This is a genomic window from Nocardia sp. BMG111209 (genome assembly GCF_000381925.1).
In the GTDB taxonomy this organism is placed as follows: Bacteria; Actinomycetota; Actinomycetes; order Mycobacteriales; family Mycobacteriaceae; genus Nocardia.
Genome location: NZ_KB907307.1, coordinates 2,776,597 through 2,793,811, shown reverse-complemented (window position 1 = coordinate 2,793,811; position 17,215 = coordinate 2,776,597). Strand labels below are relative to the sequence as shown.

General features: G+C 70.1%; 17 protein-coding genes. 12 read left to right on the top strand and 5 right to left on the bottom strand.

The genetic code is table 11. The features are described 5' to 3' along the window. Window positions 1-123 precede the first annotated feature (123 nt). A complete protein-coding gene (locus G361_RS0112895) occupies window positions 124-1,131 on the bottom strand; it encodes a metallophosphoesterase (protein ID WP_019927497.1) in 1,008 nt (335 codons plus the stop codon). Window positions 1,132-1,192: 61 nt separating this feature from the next. Further along, a complete protein-coding gene (locus G361_RS0112890) occupies window positions 1,193-3,553 on the bottom strand; it encodes an acetyl-CoA acetyltransferase (RefSeq protein WP_019927496.1) in 2,361 nt (786 codons plus the stop codon). A 70-nt stretch (window positions 3,554-3,623) separates the two neighbouring features. Between G361_RS0112890 and G361_RS0112885 the strand changes: the two genes are divergently transcribed. The 4 genes from G361_RS0112885 to G361_RS0112870 all read left to right on the top strand — a co-directional run bounded on the left by G361_RS0112885 (window position 3,624) and on the right by G361_RS0112870 (window position 7,135). Then, on the top strand, window positions 3,624-4,220 hold the full coding sequence (locus G361_RS0112885; RefSeq protein ID WP_019927495.1) for a TetR/AcrR family transcriptional regulator: 597 nt from the start codon (window positions 3,624-3,626) through the stop codon (window positions 4,218-4,220). Between the two features lie 47 nt (window positions 4,221-4,267). Further along, window positions 4,268-4,930 carry a HEAT repeat domain-containing protein gene (locus G361_RS0112880; RefSeq protein ID WP_019927494.1) on the top strand — a complete coding sequence of 221 codons (663 nt, stop codon included), beginning with the start codon at window positions 4,268-4,270 and terminating at the stop codon, window positions 4,928-4,930. Next, window positions 4,924-5,946, top strand: coding sequence for a MerR family transcriptional regulator (locus tag G361_RS0112875; RefSeq protein ID WP_019927493.1), 1,023 nt, complete (start codon window positions 4,924-4,926; stop codon window positions 5,944-5,946). Before G361_RS0112880 ends, G361_RS0112875 begins: the two co-directional genes overlap by 7 nt. Window positions 5,947-6,109: 163 nt before the next feature. Beyond that, on the top strand, window positions 6,110-7,135 hold the full coding sequence (locus G361_RS0112870) for an acyl-CoA desaturase (RefSeq protein ID WP_019927492.1): 1,026 nt from the start codon (window positions 6,110-6,112) through the stop codon (window positions 7,133-7,135). Here G361_RS0112870 and G361_RS0112865 read toward each other — a convergent pair. Then, window positions 7,129-7,926 (bottom strand): SDR family NAD(P)-dependent oxidoreductase, encoded by a 798-nt coding sequence (locus G361_RS0112865; protein WP_026342980.1) that lies wholly within the window; start codon window positions 7,924-7,926, stop codon window positions 7,129-7,131. The two genes, G361_RS0112870 and G361_RS0112865, sit on opposite strands and share 7 nt — an antisense overlap. A gap of 196 nt (window positions 7,927-8,122) precedes the next feature. Here G361_RS0112865 and G361_RS0112860 point away from each other — a divergent pair, with 196 nt between their 5' ends. The 4 genes from G361_RS0112860 to G361_RS0112840 all read left to right on the top strand — a co-directional run bounded on the left by G361_RS0112860 (window position 8,123) and on the right by G361_RS0112840 (window position 12,326). After that, a complete protein-coding gene (locus G361_RS0112860; RefSeq protein WP_019927490.1) occupies window positions 8,123-9,166 on the top strand; it encodes an ABC transporter substrate-binding protein in 1,044 nt (347 codons plus the stop codon). 239 nt (window positions 9,167-9,405) lie between these two features. Further along, window positions 9,406-9,966 carry a hypothetical protein gene (locus tag G361_RS0112850; RefSeq protein ID WP_026342979.1) on the top strand — a complete coding sequence of 187 codons (561 nt, stop codon included), beginning with the start codon at window positions 9,406-9,408 and terminating at the stop codon, window positions 9,964-9,966. Window positions 9,967-10,028: 62 nt separating this feature from the next. Further along, window positions 10,029-11,297, top strand: coding sequence for a peroxidase (locus tag G361_RS0112845; protein ID WP_052172782.1), 1,269 nt, complete (start codon window positions 10,029-10,031; stop codon window positions 11,295-11,297). 27 nt (window positions 11,298-11,324) lie between these two features. Further along, complete coding sequence (locus G361_RS0112840) at window positions 11,325-12,326, top strand: hypothetical protein (protein WP_019927486.1); 1,002 nt, start codon at window positions 11,325-11,327, stop codon at window positions 12,324-12,326. A gap of 8 nt (window positions 12,327-12,334) precedes the next feature. Here G361_RS0112840 and G361_RS43455 read toward each other — a convergent pair whose 3' ends face one another. Further along, window positions 12,335-13,834, bottom strand: coding sequence for an FAD-dependent monooxygenase (locus G361_RS43455; protein WP_063711811.1), 1,500 nt, complete (start codon window positions 13,832-13,834; stop codon window positions 12,335-12,337). A gap of 119 nt (window positions 13,835-13,953) precedes the next feature. Between G361_RS43455 and G361_RS0112830 the strand changes: the two genes are divergently transcribed. After that, window positions 13,954-14,607, top strand: coding sequence for a TetR/AcrR family transcriptional regulator (locus G361_RS0112830; RefSeq protein ID WP_019927484.1), 654 nt, complete (start codon window positions 13,954-13,956; stop codon window positions 14,605-14,607). Between the two features lie 43 nt (window positions 14,608-14,650). Here G361_RS0112830 and G361_RS0112825 read toward each other — a convergent pair whose 3' ends face one another. Next, window positions 14,651-15,310 (bottom strand): class I SAM-dependent methyltransferase, encoded by a 660-nt coding sequence (locus tag G361_RS0112825; protein ID WP_019927483.1) that lies wholly within the window; start codon window positions 15,308-15,310, stop codon window positions 14,651-14,653. Window positions 15,311-15,507: 197 nt separating this feature from the next. On the opposite strand from G361_RS0112825, the gene G361_RS0112820 reads away from it, so the two are divergent. The 3 genes from G361_RS0112820 to G361_RS0112810 all read left to right on the top strand — a co-directional run bounded on the left by G361_RS0112820 (window position 15,508) and on the right by G361_RS0112810 (window position 17,197). Beyond that, a complete protein-coding gene (locus G361_RS0112820) occupies window positions 15,508-16,281 on the top strand; it encodes a heavy metal-binding domain-containing protein (RefSeq protein ID WP_369797914.1) in 774 nt (257 codons plus the stop codon). A 3-nt stretch (window positions 16,282-16,284) separates the two neighbouring features. Beyond that, window positions 16,285-16,662 (top strand): DUF5073 family protein, encoded by a 378-nt coding sequence (locus tag G361_RS0112815; RefSeq protein ID WP_019927481.1) that lies wholly within the window; start codon window positions 16,285-16,287, stop codon window positions 16,660-16,662. Window positions 16,663-16,732: 70 nt separating this feature from the next. After that, the gene (locus G361_RS0112810) at window positions 16,733-17,197 is read left to right on the top strand and encodes a hypothetical protein (RefSeq protein WP_019927480.1); all 465 of its coding nucleotides are present in this window, start codon (window positions 16,733-16,735) and stop codon (window positions 17,195-17,197) included. Window positions 17,198-17,215: the final 18 nt, after the last annotated feature.

Sequence of the window (17,215 nt, the reverse complement as noted above, 5' to 3'; positions counted from 1 at the left end):
GTACCGCCAGGGCTGCACCGCGCCCGCCAGCTTTGTTACCTGCCGGTAATTTCCGGCATCAGCAGCTTCCATCACCCGCCCTCGTCCCGTCAAGAACAACTTCCGGACGGAAGAGGGCGGTCGTCATCGCGGCGGGTCGGGCAGGTCGATGTGCAGTGCGGCGGCGAGGTCGAGGGTTCGGCGCGGGGTGTTGCAATGCCGTTCCAGGCCCGGGAGATCGAGATTGCCGCGCCGGGCCTGGAACAGGATCGGTCCGGCGGGGTGCCGCCGGATCTCCTCGGTGTCCAGGCTCGCGGCGACGCGATCGGCCTCGGCGGCCAGTGCGGGCAGGGCCGCGTGGATGTGCGCCGTCCAGTTCGCGACCGCGGAAAGCCAGGTGCGCGTGGCGGATTCGGACGAGGGGGCGGAGTACTGCGTGACGGTCTCGTCGATCCGGTCCCACTTGTGCTCGGTCCACGGCGTGGAGCGCAGCACCGGTAACTGCCATTCCCGCCGGGTCCGCGACCAGTGGTCGGCCTGGGCCGGGACCGAATGAATCGTTCTGTCCGGCAGGCTGACAGCGGTCAGGTTGCCGCCGTGACAGGCGCCGGTGTCCAGGCCGAAGATCCGGTCGTCGCGAAGCAGCGGGGTGCTGCCGACCACCAGATGGCCGAAGGCGATCGGGGTGTCGTCGGTGTAGTGGTCGTGCCAGGAACTCCCGGGGAACGCGGCGTCCAGTTCGCGCATGCCGCGGGTGGTGCCGCTGAGGATCTCCTCGCGCTGCGCGGCGAGCGGAATACCCGGCAGCATACCGGCGTGCACGACCCGGACCTGGTCGTTCTCGTAGTAGTACGGCAGGTCGCGCATCCAGTCGACCATCCCGGCGTAGCGGTCGCCGGCCTGCAGGCGGGTGATCTCCTGGGAATAGGAGAAGATGCCCCGGACGTGCTTGCGCTCGTGATTACCCATCAGCGCAATCGAATTCGGCCGGGTACGGAAATAGTCGACGACCTCGTACGGCTTCGGCCCGCGATCGACCAGATCGCCGACGCCGACGAGCAGATCGTCCGCGCCGAGTCCGACATCCGCGACCAGTTCGAGCAATTCGTCGAAGCAGCCGTGAATGTCACCGATGACCACTGTGCGCTGCATGTGAACGACCGTAACCGTGATCGGAACCCGCGGGCAAAGTAATTCGGCGCGTGCGCGGCGGTCAGCGGTTCTTCCAGTGCGGGGGGCGGCCGGCGCCGAAGGCGAGCAGGCCCTCGCGCATGTCCTCGCTGATCATCAGGTCGTCCAGGGCCCGGGACGGGTGGTTGACCGCGTCCACGACATCGGTGACGGCGGCGGTCTCGTTCATGACCTGCAGCGAGGCCCGCACGGATGTCGGTGAGCCGGTGAGGATTTCGGCGGCCAGGGCGCGGGCTCCGGCGAGGGCCGTACCCGCGGGGACCACCCGGTTGACCAGTCCGAGGCGGTGCGCCTCGGCGGCGGGAATCCGCTTGCCGGTGAGGATCAGCTCGGTGGCGAGCTTCGGCGGGACGGCCCGGGGCAGCCGGACCAGTCCGCCGGCGCCCGCGACGAGTCCGACCCGGACCTCGCTGAGCGCGAATTGCGCTGTCTCGTCGGCGACGACGAGGTGGCAGGCCAGCGCGATCTCGAAGCCGCCGCCCATGGCGAAGCCGTTGACGGCGGCGATCACCGGTTTGGTCATCGCGCGGCGGCCGGTGAGTCCGGCGAAGCCGTTCTCGGGGATCCACATCGGTTTGCCGCTGGCCGCATAGCGCAGATCGTTTCCGGCACTGAAGGATCGGTCGCCGGCGCCGGTGAGGATCGCCACCCACAGGTCCGGATCGGCGAAGTAGGCGTCGAAGATCTCGTCGAGTTCCTCGTTGGCCTGCGGAGTGAGCGCGTTGCGGGCCTCGGGCCGGTTGATGGTGACCTCGAGCAGGCGGCCGTCGCGGCGGATCTCCGCGAATTCGTAGGTCTCCCGGAAGGCCGGTACCCGGACCGGATGCAGTTGGTCCATCCGGTCGCGGGTTGCGGTGACGCGGTTGCCTTTTCCGGAGGACCGGACGTACACCGGAAGTCCGATCGGATCACCGGTGGTGAGGGTGGTGAGCAGGTCGGTGTCGGCCGGATCGACGGTGGCGAGGAACCGGCGGCCGTCACCCAGCCGGCCGATGACGATGCCGAACGGCCCTCGGCGGCCGTATTTCACGGTGTAGGTCTCGATCGTGCCCGGACCGTTCGCGGCGATCGCCACCTCGACCGTCGGCCGGGTGTCCAGGTCCGCCTGTAGTTGCGGGCTGCGGTCCTCCCGCCACGCGGCCGGGACGGTCGAATACACCGCGGCGGAGTATTTGCTGAGCGTGCCGCCGTTGGCGCCGACGAAGCCGTAGCCGCCGGGTGTGGTACGCAGGCGCGCAACGGTTTCCGCGATGGCGTGCATCGAGTAGTTGTTGCCCGCGCCGCCGAAGAACGGCAGCCCGCCGGTGACGGTGAGGCCGCGCGGATCGTCCGGGCGCAATCCCAGGCCGTCGGCGATCAGCGACAGCGAGATCGGGAAGCAGCTGTACAGGTCGATGGTCGCGAGCTCGCCGGCCCCGATGCCCGCGACCTCGAGCGCGTGCCGCGCCGCGCGGACCAGCGCGGGCGCCTCGGCCAGATCGGGCCGCGCCAGCATCTGCTGCTCGTGCAGCTCCGCGTGGCCGTGCAGGAAAACCCATTTCGCCCGGGGGACACCGAGTTCGCGAGCGACCGCGATCGAAGTCAGCACCACCGCCGCGCCCTGGTTCACCTGGTCCCGGGCGACCAGGAAGCGCGGGTACGGGTCGGCGATCAGGCGATTGCGGTCGGTCACGGTCGCCAGTTCGTCGGCGCCGCGTTCCACCGGCGCGGCCGCGTAGGGATTCTTCGCCGCGATCCGGGACAGCGGCGCGAACCATTCACCCATCTCCCGGGCGTACTGCTCGCGGCTGCGACCGGATCGGGCGCGGCGCGCGTTCTCGAACAGGGCGTACTGGGTGGGTGCGTCGGTGAGACCGTGTGCGGCCGAGTACCGGCTGACCATGCCGGACAGGCCGTATCCGCGATCCGCCAATTGCCCGCCGCGCGTTTCGGTGAAGTCGGGGCGGGGGTCGGCGGTCGCCAGGTGCCGGGCCGTGGAGATCGCCTCGGAACCGAAAACCGCTGCGGCGCGGCAGGTTCCGTCCGCGATGGCGCGAGCGAGCTCGATCACCAGATGCTGCGAGGACTGGCCGCCGCCGACCTCGAGGATCGCGTGCGCGGGATCCGCCCCGATCCGGTCGGCGACCGAGCGCGGATAGTTGTCCGACTTGCCCAGTGGCGCAGGAGCTCCCGGCGTGGAGATCTCGAATTGCCGGACGCCCGCGACGGTGTCGAGGCGGGCCGCGACGGCGGCCGGATCGGCGCCGGTATCGGTGAGTGCGGCCCGGACGGCGACGGCGGCCAGCTCCACCGCGGACAGTCCGCGATATTCCGGGTCATCGATGCGTTCGGCGGCCTGGCCGACCCCGACGAGCACCGGCGTATTCGGATCCAGGTCGTCCACCGCGCCCAGACTATATTGAACGCAACCGTTCGGCAATGTTCCGGACGGCTCCCGAGACGGGCAGGTGGCGATGACGACCAGTGGACCGGGGCGGCCGCGCGATCCCGAGGTGGATCGCCGCATCCTCGACGCCGCGCTCGAGGTCTACGGCCGCGACGGCTGGGGTGGTTTCCGGGTCGAGACCGTCGCCAGGCTCGCGGGCGCGGGCAAGGCCTCGGTGTACCTGCGCTGGCACAGCGGCGAGGAACTGCTGGCCGAGGCGCTGGGCCGGCTCGGCCACCTCGACGATATCGACACCGGTGACGTGCGCACCGATCTGCTGCGACTCGCCGGGCAGATCCGCGACGCCCACCTCGGCCCGACCGGCCGCGCGGCGATGCGGCTCGCGGTCGAGGCGCATCAGGTGCCCGCGGTCGAACGGCGCTGGAAGGCCGCCCGCGACGCGCAGGTGTCCGCCGCCCGCGCACTGGTCCGCCGCGCGATCGATCGGGGTCAGCTGCCCGCCGGAACCTCGGTCACCCTGCTGCTGGACCTGCTGCTGGGCGCCACGATCATGCATCTGCAGGCCGCGCCGGACTTCCTGCTGGAGCGATCTGCCCGGACCTCGCCGGACTACCTCCGCGACATGGTCGACTTCCTGCTCGCCGCGTTCCGCGCGGGAACTTGACCTTGTCACGATGGCAAGGCCTTCACTGGGTCGCGGAGGTGGTTCCCATGAACTCGATACCGGACCCGCGACTGGCGGCCCTGGCCGCGGCGGATTCGTCCGTCCGGTTGCGGGCGGCGCTGGCCGTCGGCACCGATCCGTGGCCCGGGGCGCTCGACGCGCTGCTGCACCGCTGCGCGGTCGAGCCGGACTTCTTCGTCCGGGACATGCTGACCTGGGCGCTGACCCGGCTGCCGGCCGGGCACACGGTGCCGAGACTGTGTGCGGAACTGGGGTCCGGACGCGCGCAGGCCCGTGGTCAGGCGTTGCATACACTGTCGAAGATCGGGGATCGGGCCGCCTGGCCCGCGATCACGCCGGCGCTGCTGCACGACGCCGACACCGAGGTCGCCCGCAGTGCCTGGCGGGCCGCGGTCGTACTCGCGCCCGAGCAGGACCGCGCCGCGCTGGCCGCCGAGCTGGCCACCGGATTCGCGCGCGGTGACCGGGAGACCCGGCTGAGCCTGAGCCGCGCGCTCGTCGCGCTCGGCGAGGCGGCCGAACCGGTGCTGCGTGCCGCGGCGGACAGCGTCGACCCGGCCGTGCGGGCGCATGCGAGCGTCACGCGGCGGATGCTCGACGATCCCGAGGCGGGCTTCGCGCTCGCCGTCGACGAGGCGAAACGGGTCGCCGCGCTCGGACCGGACCGGAAGGAGAGCACCGAGTGCTGATCGGGGAGGCCGCCCGCCGCTCGGGGGTGAGTGCGCGGATGCTGCGGCACTACGAATCGCTCGGGCTGGTCCGGCCGACCGGCCGGACCGTCGGCGGCTATCGGGAATACTCACCGGCGGACATCCGGCGCATCTTCCACGTGGAGGGGCTACGGTCCCTCGGGTTGTCGCTGCGGCAGATCGCACGGGCCCTCGACGATCCCGGATTCACCCCGGCCGAGCTGGTCGGCGACCTCATCCGTAAGAGTACGGAACGGCTGAGCCGGGAGCAGGAACTGCTGGAGCGGCTGCGCGCGGTCGACGCGGCGGATCCGGCCGGCTGGCAGGATGTCGCGCGCGTCGTGGAACTGCTGCACGGGCTGGGTTCGGACAGTCCCGGGCGGCGCCAGCAGGCGGTGCTGGCCGCGGCCGAGCCGGTGGCCGTGCCCGCCGAACTGCTGGCCGACGCGGTGCTCACCGAATCCGATCCGAATGTCGCGGGCGCGCTGCGCTGGGCGCTGGCGCGGGCCGGTGGTGAGGGTGTCGCGCGCCTCGCCGCCGGCCTGTCGGCCACGGATGCCGGGGTCCGCCGCCGTGCGGTGCTGGCGCTCGCGGAGGTGCCCGGCGACGAGACCACCGCGATACTCGGCGACGCGCTTGCGGATCCGGACCCGGCGGTCCGGCGCGGCGCCGCGCTGGCGCTGGGCGGGCGGGGCGTGACGCGCGCGGTGCCGGCGCTCGTCGACACCGTCGTCGCGGGCCCCAACGATGTGGAGGCGGCCGAACTGCTCGGCGCCCTGGCTCGGGACCCGATGTGGGCGGGCCGGATCCTCTCCGCGCTGGACGACGAATTCGCTTCGCACCCAACGGATTCGGCGGTCCGCATGCGACTCACCCAAGCGCTGGCCGAACTACCCGGTACGATCGCATTGAGCGCCCTGCAGCGGTTGGCGCGCGACGATCAGCGGCCGGTGGCCCTGCTCGCCGGGGCGCTCGCGGCGGCACTCGAGGATCGTTCGGACGAACGGTCCCGCTGACCGCCGAGTCGATTCGTCATATAGATGTTCGGCCGGACAGCACGTCCGTTCACCGGCGCGCGGCCTGCTCGTCGCACTCTGGTCGTGATTCACCGGACCCGGGGACACCGGTCCGGGCGCAACCCGCAATGATGAAAGCCCCTACGGCCAGTAAGGCAGGCGAATGCAGTCCGTGACGGTGGACAGCGCGGTGGCTCCGCGTGGCAGCGAGTACGCCGTGCTATTGAGGCGGGTGCGCGAGGCCGGATTGCTGAATCGGCGGCTGCGTTACTACGCCTGGAAGACCGCGCTGGTCACCGCGGCGCTGCTCGGTGGCTGGACCGTCTTCGTCCTGCTCGGCGACTCGTGGTGGCAACTGGCCGTCGCGGTGTTCCTGGGCATGGTGTTTCCGCAGTTCGCCTTCCTGGGGCACGACGCCGGTCACCGGCAGATCTTCGCCACCCGGCGGGCCAATCACCTGTTCGGGGCGATCGCGGGCAATCTGGCGATCGGCGTGAGCATCGGCTGGTGGACCAGCAACCACAACCGGCACCACGCGCACCCCAACACCGAGGGCGAGGATCCGGACATCATGGGGGTGCTGGCCCACTCCAGCGAACGCGCCCGCGCCGACCGGACCTTCCGCCGGTGGATCTTCCGGTACCAGGCGTGGCTGTTCTTCCCGCTGCTGTTGCTGGAGGGCTTCAGCCTGCACGGTGCGAGCGTCCGGGCACTGCTGAGCTGGCCGCTCCGGCATCGGGCCCCGGAGGCGGTGCTGCTGCTCGCGCACGCCGTGCTGTACCTCGGTCTGGTGTTCCTGATCCTGTCGCCGCTGAAGGCGCTGGCGTTCATCGTGGTGCAGCAGGGGATCTTCGGTCTCTACATGGGATGTACCTTCGCCCCGAATCACAAAGGGATGGAGATACTCTCGGCCGGCGACAGCACCGACTTCCTCCGCCGCCAGGTGCTCACCTCACGAAATGTCAAGGGCGGCCCCGTGACCGATACGGCGCTGGGCGGGCTGAACTATCAGATCGAGCATCATCTGTTCCCGTCGATGCCGCGGCCGAATCTGCGCGCGGCCCGGCCGCTGGTGCGCGAGTTCTGCGCCGAGGCGGGCGTGCCCTATCGCGAAACCTCGCTGCTGGACAGCTATTCCGACGCGCTGCGCTACCTCGACACCGTCAGCCGGGCCGCCCGCGGTCAGTAGTACACCGATCCGGGGACGCCACCGCCGGCGGCGATCGCGTCGCCGGTGATCGCGACGCTGCGCGGTGAGGCGAGGAAGGTCACCACATTCGCGACCTCCTCGGCATCGATCACCCGGCGCAGCGAGTTCCGCGCCGCCTCGGCCTCCAGTTCGGCGACGGATCTCCCGGACTGCGCCGACTGCGCGGTCAAGCGTTCGGTGAGCCGCTCGGTGCGGGTGAGTCCCGGATGCACCACGGTCACGTTGACGCCGTGCGGCCCGAGTTCGTCGGCGAGATTCTTGGTCAGCGCGGACACGCTCACGTTGCGGATCGTCTGCGCGATCGAATTGGCTTGCCGCGCACCGAGTCCGCTGATGTTGACGATGCGGCCCCAGCCCTGCGCGACCAGATGCGGCGCCACCGCCCGCGCGGTGCGCAGATAGCCGAGCACCTTGATCTCCACCTCGCGCCGGACGATATCGTCCGAGGTCGCCGCGAGATCGGTGCTCGCGCCGGCGCTCCACGGCGTCGCGGCCGAATTGACCAGGATGTCGACGCCACCCAGTTCGGCGACCGTGCGGTCCACCAGGCGCCGCACCTGCTCGTCGTCGCCGGTGTCGGTGGGGACGGCGAGCACCCGCCGGCCCGATTGTTCCGCCACCGCTCGCGCCGCGGCCGCCAGCGGCTCGGCGTCCCGCGCCGCGATCACCACGTCGACACCCTCGGCCGCCAGTCCGCGCGCCACGGCCAGCCCGATACCCCGGCTGCCGCCGGTCACGATCGCGCGTTTCCCGTCCAGATCCAGATTCACGCCGTCGACGCTAACAATCCGGCGGGCCGCGGTGACCCATCCCGCTCCGGCTGATCCGAACTCGGCGTGCCGCACCGGAAGTCGGCGCCGCGGCGGGTTGCGATCACGGTGAACACAAGGGCAGGCCGCGGCCGCGGATCGCCCTAGCATGAGGCCGCACATGGATCCACGATGTGGTGTATCGAGAGGACTTGTTGTGAAGCCGCGTAGTTTTCGGAGTCTCCGTTTCCGGGGCGCCACCGTACTGACCGCGATCGTCGCGCTGGCCCTCCCGCTGTCCGCCTGCGGGAAAGGCGAGTCGGTGCATGCCGAGAACGGTGTCACCACACTGCGTTACCTCGGCTGGACCGATCAGGTGACGGTGCCCGAACTGGCCGAGAGCCTCGGCTACTTCGACGGCAAGGTCAAGCTGGCATGGTCCGGCACCACGATCAGCGGCCCGCAGGAGATCCAGTCCGCCGCCACCGGTCAGGTCGATTTCGGCGGCGCGTTCGCCGGTGCGGTGGCGAAGCTGATCACCGCCGGCGCCCCGATCACCGCGGTGATCAACTATTACGGCTCGGACGAGAAGTCGTTCCAGGGGTACTACGTGCCCAACGACAGTCCCGTGCACACCGCCGCCGATCTGGTCGGCAAGAAGATCGGGGTGAACACCCTCGGCGGTCAGAACGAGGCCGATATCCACGACGCGCTCGCCAAGGCCGGGCTGAGCCTGGACCAGATCAGATCCGTGCAGCTGGTGCCGCTGCCCCCGCCGAACATCGAGGACGCGGTCCGCAAGGGCCAGGTGGACGCCGCCGCGCTGAGCGGCCAGTTCCAGCAGCGCGCGCTCGCCATCGGCGGCCTGCGCCCGGTCTTCACCGAACTCGACGAGTACGGGGGCCCGATCGACGGCGGCCCCTACGTGTTCCGCAACGATGTGATCGCGAAGAACGCCGATGCGGTCCGGATCTTCACCACCGGCGTCGCCCGCGCCCTCGAATGGGAGCGCAACACCCCGCGCGATCAGGTGGTCGCGAAGATGAGCGACATCATCACCGCCCGGCACCGCTCCGGCGAGGACACCTCCACCCTGAAGTACTGGCAATCCGTCGGCGTCCCGGCCAGATTCGGTGTCATCTCCGATCAGGACTTCGCCCGCTGGGAGAGCTGGCTGCGCGACACCGGCGCGATCCACGGCCCGCTGGACCCGACCAAGTTCTACACCAACAAGTTCAACGGCCTGGCCCAGCCCTCGTAGCCGGAGCAGTTGCGGCTCAACGGGTTACGGCGAGGTGCCGGCGTCCGGTGTGACGCCGGTGGCCGGGGACGGCGATCAGCGGGGGCGGGCCGAACGCCTGCCGGATCTGCGGATGGACGGTCTCACCCGGGCGAACGGATGGCGAACGATTTCGTAGCGGTCGGAATTCTCGGGGCCGGCCGGCAGTAGGCTGGCCGCACTGTCCGCGCTCCAGTTTCCGGACCGAGGTGGATGTCGACATGTCTGCTCAAGATCTCGACTGGGCCGAACCGGCCGCCCTGGCGATTCCGGCGGAAGGTTATTTCGAATTGCGCCGCGGCCGGTACGGCCCGACCTATCCGCGCACGCCGGCCTGTTACGGATTCTCCATCATCGCCAAGGTGAAACCCGGCCGGGAGGAGGCGATCCGGGCCTACGGCAAGCAGATCGAGGAGGCGGTGGCGAACGATCCGGAGGTGCTGGCGCCGCTGCGGCTGCACTATCTGCGCTGGCAGTTGTTCGATGTCGGATCCGGTCTGCACTTCCAGTACCAGGGGATATTCGATACCGACTTCGACAAGTACACCGAGGATGCCGTGATGCTGTTCTCGAAGACCGGCATCACGACCGTATTCACGAACCTCGAAGGGTTCCCGGCGGATTGGCGGGAGAATCCGGAGGCCTTCGTGCGTTTCGTGCGCGAGCACCAGTGCCCCAGCTTTCTCGAATACGGTGAATATCCGTATGTCACCGCCGACGAGATCAAGAAGGCGCTGCGGTTGAAGGCGGCGTTCTCGGACATGCTCGACCAGATGCAGTGAATCCCGCCGGCGGGCTCGAACTCGACGATATCCAGCACATCCTGCTGACCCGGACCCCGGCGATGACCGGGCGTTACGAATTCCTCACCTTCGGCGATCCGGCCGGTGGCCGGGCCTGGCTGTCCGGTCTGCTGGATCGGGTCCAGTCCGCCGCCGATGTCCGGGCCACCGTGGACGACGCGCGGCGCTGGATCACCCTCGCCTTCACCTGGCAGGGTCTGCGCGCCCTCGGGGTGTCCGAGTCCGCGCTCGGCACCTTTCCCGCCGCCTTCCGCGAGGGGATGGCCGCGCGCGCCGACATCCTCGGCGACACCGGCGCGAACGATCCCGGCAACTGGGTGGGCGGGCTGGCCGGCGCCGATCTGCACGCGATCGCGATCCTGTTCGCCCGCACCGAATCCGACCATCGGCGCAGCACCGACGCGCACCGGGAACATGTCGCGCGCTGCCCGGGGGTGCGGGTGCTGTCGCATCTGGACCTGAACGCCACGCCGCCGTTCGACCACGCCCACGACCATTTCGGGTATCGGGATCGGTTGTCGCAACCGGTGATCGCGGGTTCGGGGGAGCGGCCCACCCCGGGTTCCGGCGCCGCGTTGCAGCCCGGGGAATTCGTTCTCGGCTATCCCGACGAGGAAGGTCCGCCCCGCGGACTGCCGCAACCGGAGGTGTTGTCCCGCAACGGAAGTTATCTGGCCTACCGGCGGTTGCGCGAACATGTCGGCGCGTTCCGCGATTTCCTGCACGCGCACGCCGATACCCCCGAGGGGCGGGAACTGCTGGCCGCGAAGCTGATGGGGCGCTGGCGCAGCGGCGCCCCGCTGGTACTCGCCCCCGAGCGCGACGATCCGGAGCTGGGCGCGGATCCCCTGCGCAACAACGACTTCGACTACGGTCGGATGGACCCGCACGGTTACGCCGTACCGCTGGGGGCGCACGCCCGGCGGCTCAACCCCCGCGACACCGCGGCGAACATGAACCGCCGCAGGCTGATCCGCCGCGGCGCCACCTACGGTCCCGCGTTACCGGAGGGCGTGCCCGACGACGGCGCCGATCGCGGGATCGCGGCGTTCATCATCTGCGCGGATCTGGTCCGGCAATTCGAGTTCGCGCAGAACGTGTGGATCAACGACCGGACCTTCCACGAACTCGGCAACGAACACGATCCCATCTGCGGGGCGCAGGACGGCACCCTGGATTTCACCGTCCCCCGGCGGCCCATTCGCACTGTGCACAAAGGCATTCCGGCGTTCACGACGCTCACCGGCGGCGCGTACTTCTTCCTCCCCGGCCTGCGGGCACTGCGTCATCTGGCGACGCTCGACGAGTGAAAGGTGGTCCGAGGCGTGAGTGCTCCCGTGTCCGCGCGTACCTACAATCAGGACCACATCCCGCGTCCGGCCGACGGGCGGCGGCGGATCGGTATCTACTGGGCCTGGAGTTATCCCTGGGAGGCCCAGCGCGATCCGGCCGAGATCTACAATCGGTTCTCCACGATCACCGAGGTCCGCAACGCGGCCTGGCCGGCCTACGAGACGCCGGACTTCGAATCCGCGAACTTTCTGCAGGGGATCGCCGGCACCCTGGAACTCTTCCACCGGTCGACGCTGGCGTTCCAGCGGGTCGCCGGTGCGGCGACGGGACATCCGGTCGCGGTGTTCCAGCGCGTCGACCAGGCCGGATATCACCTGCCGATCGACGAACGGATCCTCGCCGACACCGATACGCTGATGGTCTTCGGGCTCGACCATCTGCTCGCCGGGCAGGAGGCCGACGCCGGGGAGGTCGACGCGCTGCGGGAGTGGCTGCGCCGCGACGGTACCTGTCTGCTGCTCGCACCCCATCACGACGTCGGCTTCACCGACGATCTCACCCAGCGGCAGACCGAATATCACCATCACGGCGACCCACTGGTGCCCCGGCAGCAGCGATTCAGCGGGTACACCCGCTCCCTGATGGCGGCGCTGGACGTGCCCGTGCACAACATCTGGGGGCTGCGGCCCGCCGTCGTGGCCGATACCGGCCGGATCGCGCCGCTGACCCGGTTTCCCGACCTGGATCGCCCCGGGCTGCTGGACAACGTGACGACGTTGAATTTCCACCCGCATCTGCCGCACTACCAGCTCACCGGACCGGAGAGCGACGCGGTCCGGGTGCTCGGCCGGCAGCGTGTCGATCCGACCCGGCCGCATCCGTTCACCGACGCCGGTGACACCGAGTTCAACGCGGTGATCTGGCTGCCACCCGGCGGTGATCGCGCCGGGGATATCGTGCTGGTCGACTCCACCAATTTCACGACGCTGTTCGGCGGCACCGACAGCCTGCGGAACCTCTGGCACAACCTCGCGACGATGAAATGAGAACGGCGTCAGGGGATGTGACGAAGTTGCGTCCGCGGATCGGGCAGCCGGATGACGCCGTCGGAGGTCGCGGGGCAGCGCCAGGCCACGACGTGGTCCGGCCGGACCAGCACCGCGCCGGTGGCGGTGATGCCCAGCCGGTCGGGCTGCGAGATACGATGGACCGCAACGTCTTCCGTGTCAGGTAGCCGGGCCTCGGGGCCGATGAGCGCGGTGTGACCCGGGCCGATCAGGTCGAGCACGGAACGGCCGGGAGCGACCCAGAAGTGCGGGAGGCGGGTGCCCGGCTGACCGGTGAGGTCCAGGCGGTCGCGGGCCGCGATCGTGCCGTCGGGGACGAAAGCGCCTGCCGGATACTGATATCCGAGGATCAGCACGAGCGGGTCGGCGAGTGCGGTGCCGTCGGTGGAGGTCGAATGCAGGTCGCGCAGGTTGCCGGTGCGGATGCTGGACTGGTCGGCGGTGAACCAGCCGGCCGGATGTCGTTCGGCGTGATAGCTGTCCAGCAGTGACTCCGGCGCCCGCCCGGACCGGACCATCGCCAGTTTCCAGGCGAGGTTGTGCGCGTCCTGGATCCCGGTGTTGGCGCCGGCGGCGGCATAGGGCGGCATCACGTGCGCGGCGTCGCCGATCAGGGAGATCCGGCCACGGGAGAAGCGGTCGGCGACGAACATGCCCGGCTCCCAGGCTGATACGCTGAGGATATCGATATCGGGATCGGGACTTCCGATGGCGGTGCGGACCGTCGCGGCCCAGTCGCGGGCGGGGTTCTCGGCGGCGGCGGTGGTGAAGATCCAGCGCCGCTCGCCGTCGATACTGGCGAATGCGCCGGTGGCGTCCGGATGTTCGATCTGGCAGAGGTTGAACGGCTTGTCCCGCACCAGATTCCGCAGATCGGCGGCGAAGTACACGTTCACCGCGCTGCCGAGCGTGCCGCGGCCGGATCGCGGGATGCCGAGTTGCCGCCGGATCGGGCTGCGCGCACCGTCGGCGGCGATGACGTACGGGGTCGTGATCCGGGTGGTTTCGCCGTCCGGGCCGCGGACGGTGGCGACGACCGCATCGTCGCGTTCGGTCAGGCCGAGTACCTCCGTGCCGAAACGCACGTCCACACCGCGCTGCTCGGCGATCTCGCGCAGTACCGGCTCGAGCAGATCCTGTGCGCACAGACAGGCCGTGGCCGGGGTGATCGCATCCCAGTCCGGTGTGCCGCCGGGCAGGGTGAACTCGAGCAGTTCCGCCTCGGCCAGGGTGCGTCCGGCCGCCATCCGGTAGTAGCCGGCCAGCGTGCCGCCGGCCGCGCGGACGGCGTCGTCGATCCCGATCTGCCGGAACAGTTCCATCGTGCGGATGTTGATCCGCCGGGCCTTCGGTTGCGGCGAGGTGCCCCGGTGCTTCTCGACGAGCATCGCCGCAACCCCGTGGTGAGCGAGGAAGAGCGCGGCGGACAGCCCGGACAGCCCGCCGCCGACGATCAGCACCTCAGGTGAGTGTACAACGTTCTCCATGAGAACGTTGTACACTCACCTGGGGCATCGAGCAACCCGACGACGAGGAGGTCTCCATCGCCACCGACGACGCGCCCGGCGCACTGATCTGGACCCTGCCGGAACCGCCCGGCCGGGCGATGAGCACGCTGAGCAGGCAGAAGATCCTGGACGCGGCGATGAGTATCGCCGACGCCGAGGGTGCGGACGCGATAACCATGCGCCGGGTGGCCACCGAGGTGGGGGCGCGGACGCCGATGGCGCTGTACCGGTACGTCGGCAGCAAGGACGGCCTGGTGGACCTCATGCTCGACGCGGTCTACGGCGAGGTCGCGCTACCGGAGCCCTCCGGCGAGTGGCGCGCGGATGTCGAGGCGCTCGCGCTCGCGACCTGGCGGACCGTCACCGGTCACCTGTGGTTCGGCAAGCTGATCCACACCCGGCCGCCGTTCGGCCCGAATGCGTTGCGCTACTTCGACTTCCGCTTCGGAGTACTGGAGCGCGCCGGTGTCGGCCCGGATATGGCGAGCCGGATCACCGCGGCCGTCGACGGCCACATCTTCGGCGCCGCACTGCAACTGGCGGAGGAGCACGCCATGCGGTCCCGCATCGGCAACCCGACCGACGCGCAGCTGAAATCCACTGCCCGCCCGCTCCTGGACACCCTGCTGGAGGCCGGGCAGCACCGCGCCTTCACCCGCTGGTTCCATGCACACGACCCGAATGTGTTGCAGGACAACGTCGAATACACCCTGAGCTGTCTGCTGGACGGTTTCGCCGCCCGGCAGCAATAGGTGCGGGCCGCCGGACAACGCGGGGCCGCCGGTCGCGGAACCGCTACGACACCGGGCCGGCGAGCCGGTCGTAGCCGACGAAGGTGAAGATCGTGACGCCCGCAGGCAGCGGCTCGGGTGTTCCGGTGAATCGGTGCGCGCCGACGGCGAACGAGATGCCCGGGTCCGAGACCCACAGCTGTTCGAAACCGTGAGCGGCGAACCAGTCGCAGACCTGGGGTACGAGGTCGGGTTCGCGGCGGCCGCGGGTCCACACCACCGTGCCGCCGGGGGCCGTCAGTCGCGTGGTGAATTCGATGGTGCGCTCGACGTCGGCGTCGGTGATGTTGCCGAAGATCCCGCAGGCGATCACCAGATCGGCCGGGGCCAGCGGGGCGTAGTGGTCGGTGCGCGCGGCATCCCCGACGATCACCTCGACTCCGGTCAGGCCGTGGCGGGCCGCCAGCTCCCGGGCCACCTCGGCGTTGCGGGGATCGAGTTCGACCAGCCGTGCCGTCACATCGTCCCGGCGGGGATGGTCGGCGAGCACGCCGATCAGGTCGCGGCCCTGGCCCGCGCAGAGGCTGATCGCGCGCAGCGGGCCCGGCGCGGCGGTGTCGAGGGCGGTCCGGATCTGCTGTTGTACGGCGTCGAGCCGCTGGGACAGCCGGCTGCCGGGCTGATCGTATTCGGCATGCCAGGCGTGCCAGTCGCGTTCGCTCACCCGCTCAGGGTAGGGACGGCGGCGGACGCGGGGGAGGTTTGCTCTCGGCGTGATTCGGATTCCGGGACGATCGTGACGAGCGTCTCCGGTGGCGACAGGCCCGCCGAATTTCGGCTGCGGTCACGGCGCCGCGTCGTAGAGTTGCGGTGGTGCTGCTGCGAGAGGTGTGAACCGTGCAACCGAATTCCGAACCGCCGCTGGAACCGACCGCGAACGAGCGGTTGTCCCATGCCGGGCGGATCTTCACCTCCGACCTGTCGGTCAACGAGTTCGCGCTGCTGCACGGCGCGGGATTCGAACCGGTCGACCTGGTCATGGGCGTGTCCGTCTACCACGTGGGATTCCAGTTCGCCGGCCTGCGGCAGCAGGCCGAACTCCAGGTGCTCACCGAGGCCACCTACCGTGCCCGCTGGAATGCCATGGCGCGCATGCAGGCCGAGGCCGACGCGCTGCACGCCGACGGCATCGTCGGGGTGCGATTGCAGTGGCGGCACGTGGGCGGCGAGGCCAATCATCTGGAGTTCATCGCCGTGGGCACCGCGGTGCGGTACGTCCCCGAGCCGGGCCGGTTCCGGCGGCCGAACGGGCAGGCGTTCACCAGTCACCTGTCCGGTCAGGACATGGTGACGCTGTTGCGATCCGGGTTCGCGCCGGTGGCGTTCGTGCTGGGCAACTGCGTATTCCACGTCGCGGTACAGGGATTCATGCAGTCGATGCGCCAGGTCGGCACCAACGTCGAGATGCCGCAGTGGACCCAGGGCAACTATCAGGCGCGCGAGCTGGCGATGTCCCGGATGCAGGCCGAGGCCGAACGCGACGGCGGGATCGGGGTGACGGGCGTGCACTTCCAGATCGAGAGTTACGCCTGGGGTCATCACACGGTCGAGTTCTACGCGGCGGGCACCGCCGTCCGCCGGACCGGCGAGGGCGAGACGATCACCCCGCAATTCGTGCTCCCGATGGGCGACTGATCCATGGCGGCAACGGGTTTCGACCCGGAGCGGGCGGCCGCGGTGATCGCCGGCGCGCTGCACGGCCCCGGTGGCCCCGGACTGGTGTTCACGGTGTTCGCCGCGGTGCCCGGCGCGGTCCGGACCCCGGCCCGCCGCGGCCTGTTCCGCTCCGCGCCGGAGCGGCTGCAACTCGGCGACTGGCGTTACGAGGTCACCGCCGATCAGCGGATCAGCGCCGCGCACATGGTCAACGGGATCGTGCTGGCCGAGGAGGTGCTCACCGCGTCCGCGGTCGGGCCGCACGTGGCGCGGGCCCTGGCCGGTGTGGTCGACGGCTTCGGCCCGCCCGCGCTGCCGCAGATCGAGGCGGCGCTGGAGATCCTGGAGACGGCCGCCTGATCGGTGGCGGCGTCCGGACCGGGCCGGCGACGAGTTGCCGTCGCCGGGCCGTGCGTAGAAAACTTGTCCGGTGCTCGATCTCGATGACCTGCTGGCCGGTTTGACCCCGAAGGAACGTGCGGCGGTGGAGGAGCTGGACGCCCGGCGCCTCGAGGTCGAACGAAGCGGGCTGGGCCCGTCGGCCGCGGCCACCCTGACGGCGCCGCTGCACGGGGTGTTCGCCCGCCTGCGGATGTGGAACGGGCTGGTTCGCGATATGGAGAACCTCTGGGCGGCCCGCGATCATTGTTCGGTGCACGAATATCTGCACCTGCTCGAGGCGCGGGACGGTATCGAGCGGAACTCGCAGCGGATGCCGGCCCGCCTCCGGCGGAAATTCGAGAACGTGGTCGGCGAGCTCGACCGGCGATTCCGGGAGATGACGGACGACGACGGCGGCGCCGAATTGTCCCGGTATTCCAGGAAAGTCGCGGCCGGTATCGAGCTGTCCTGGTGGTGGACGCGGAAACCGAAAGTGCTGCCGGCCGGTTGGTGAATCGGCCGGCCGCACCCG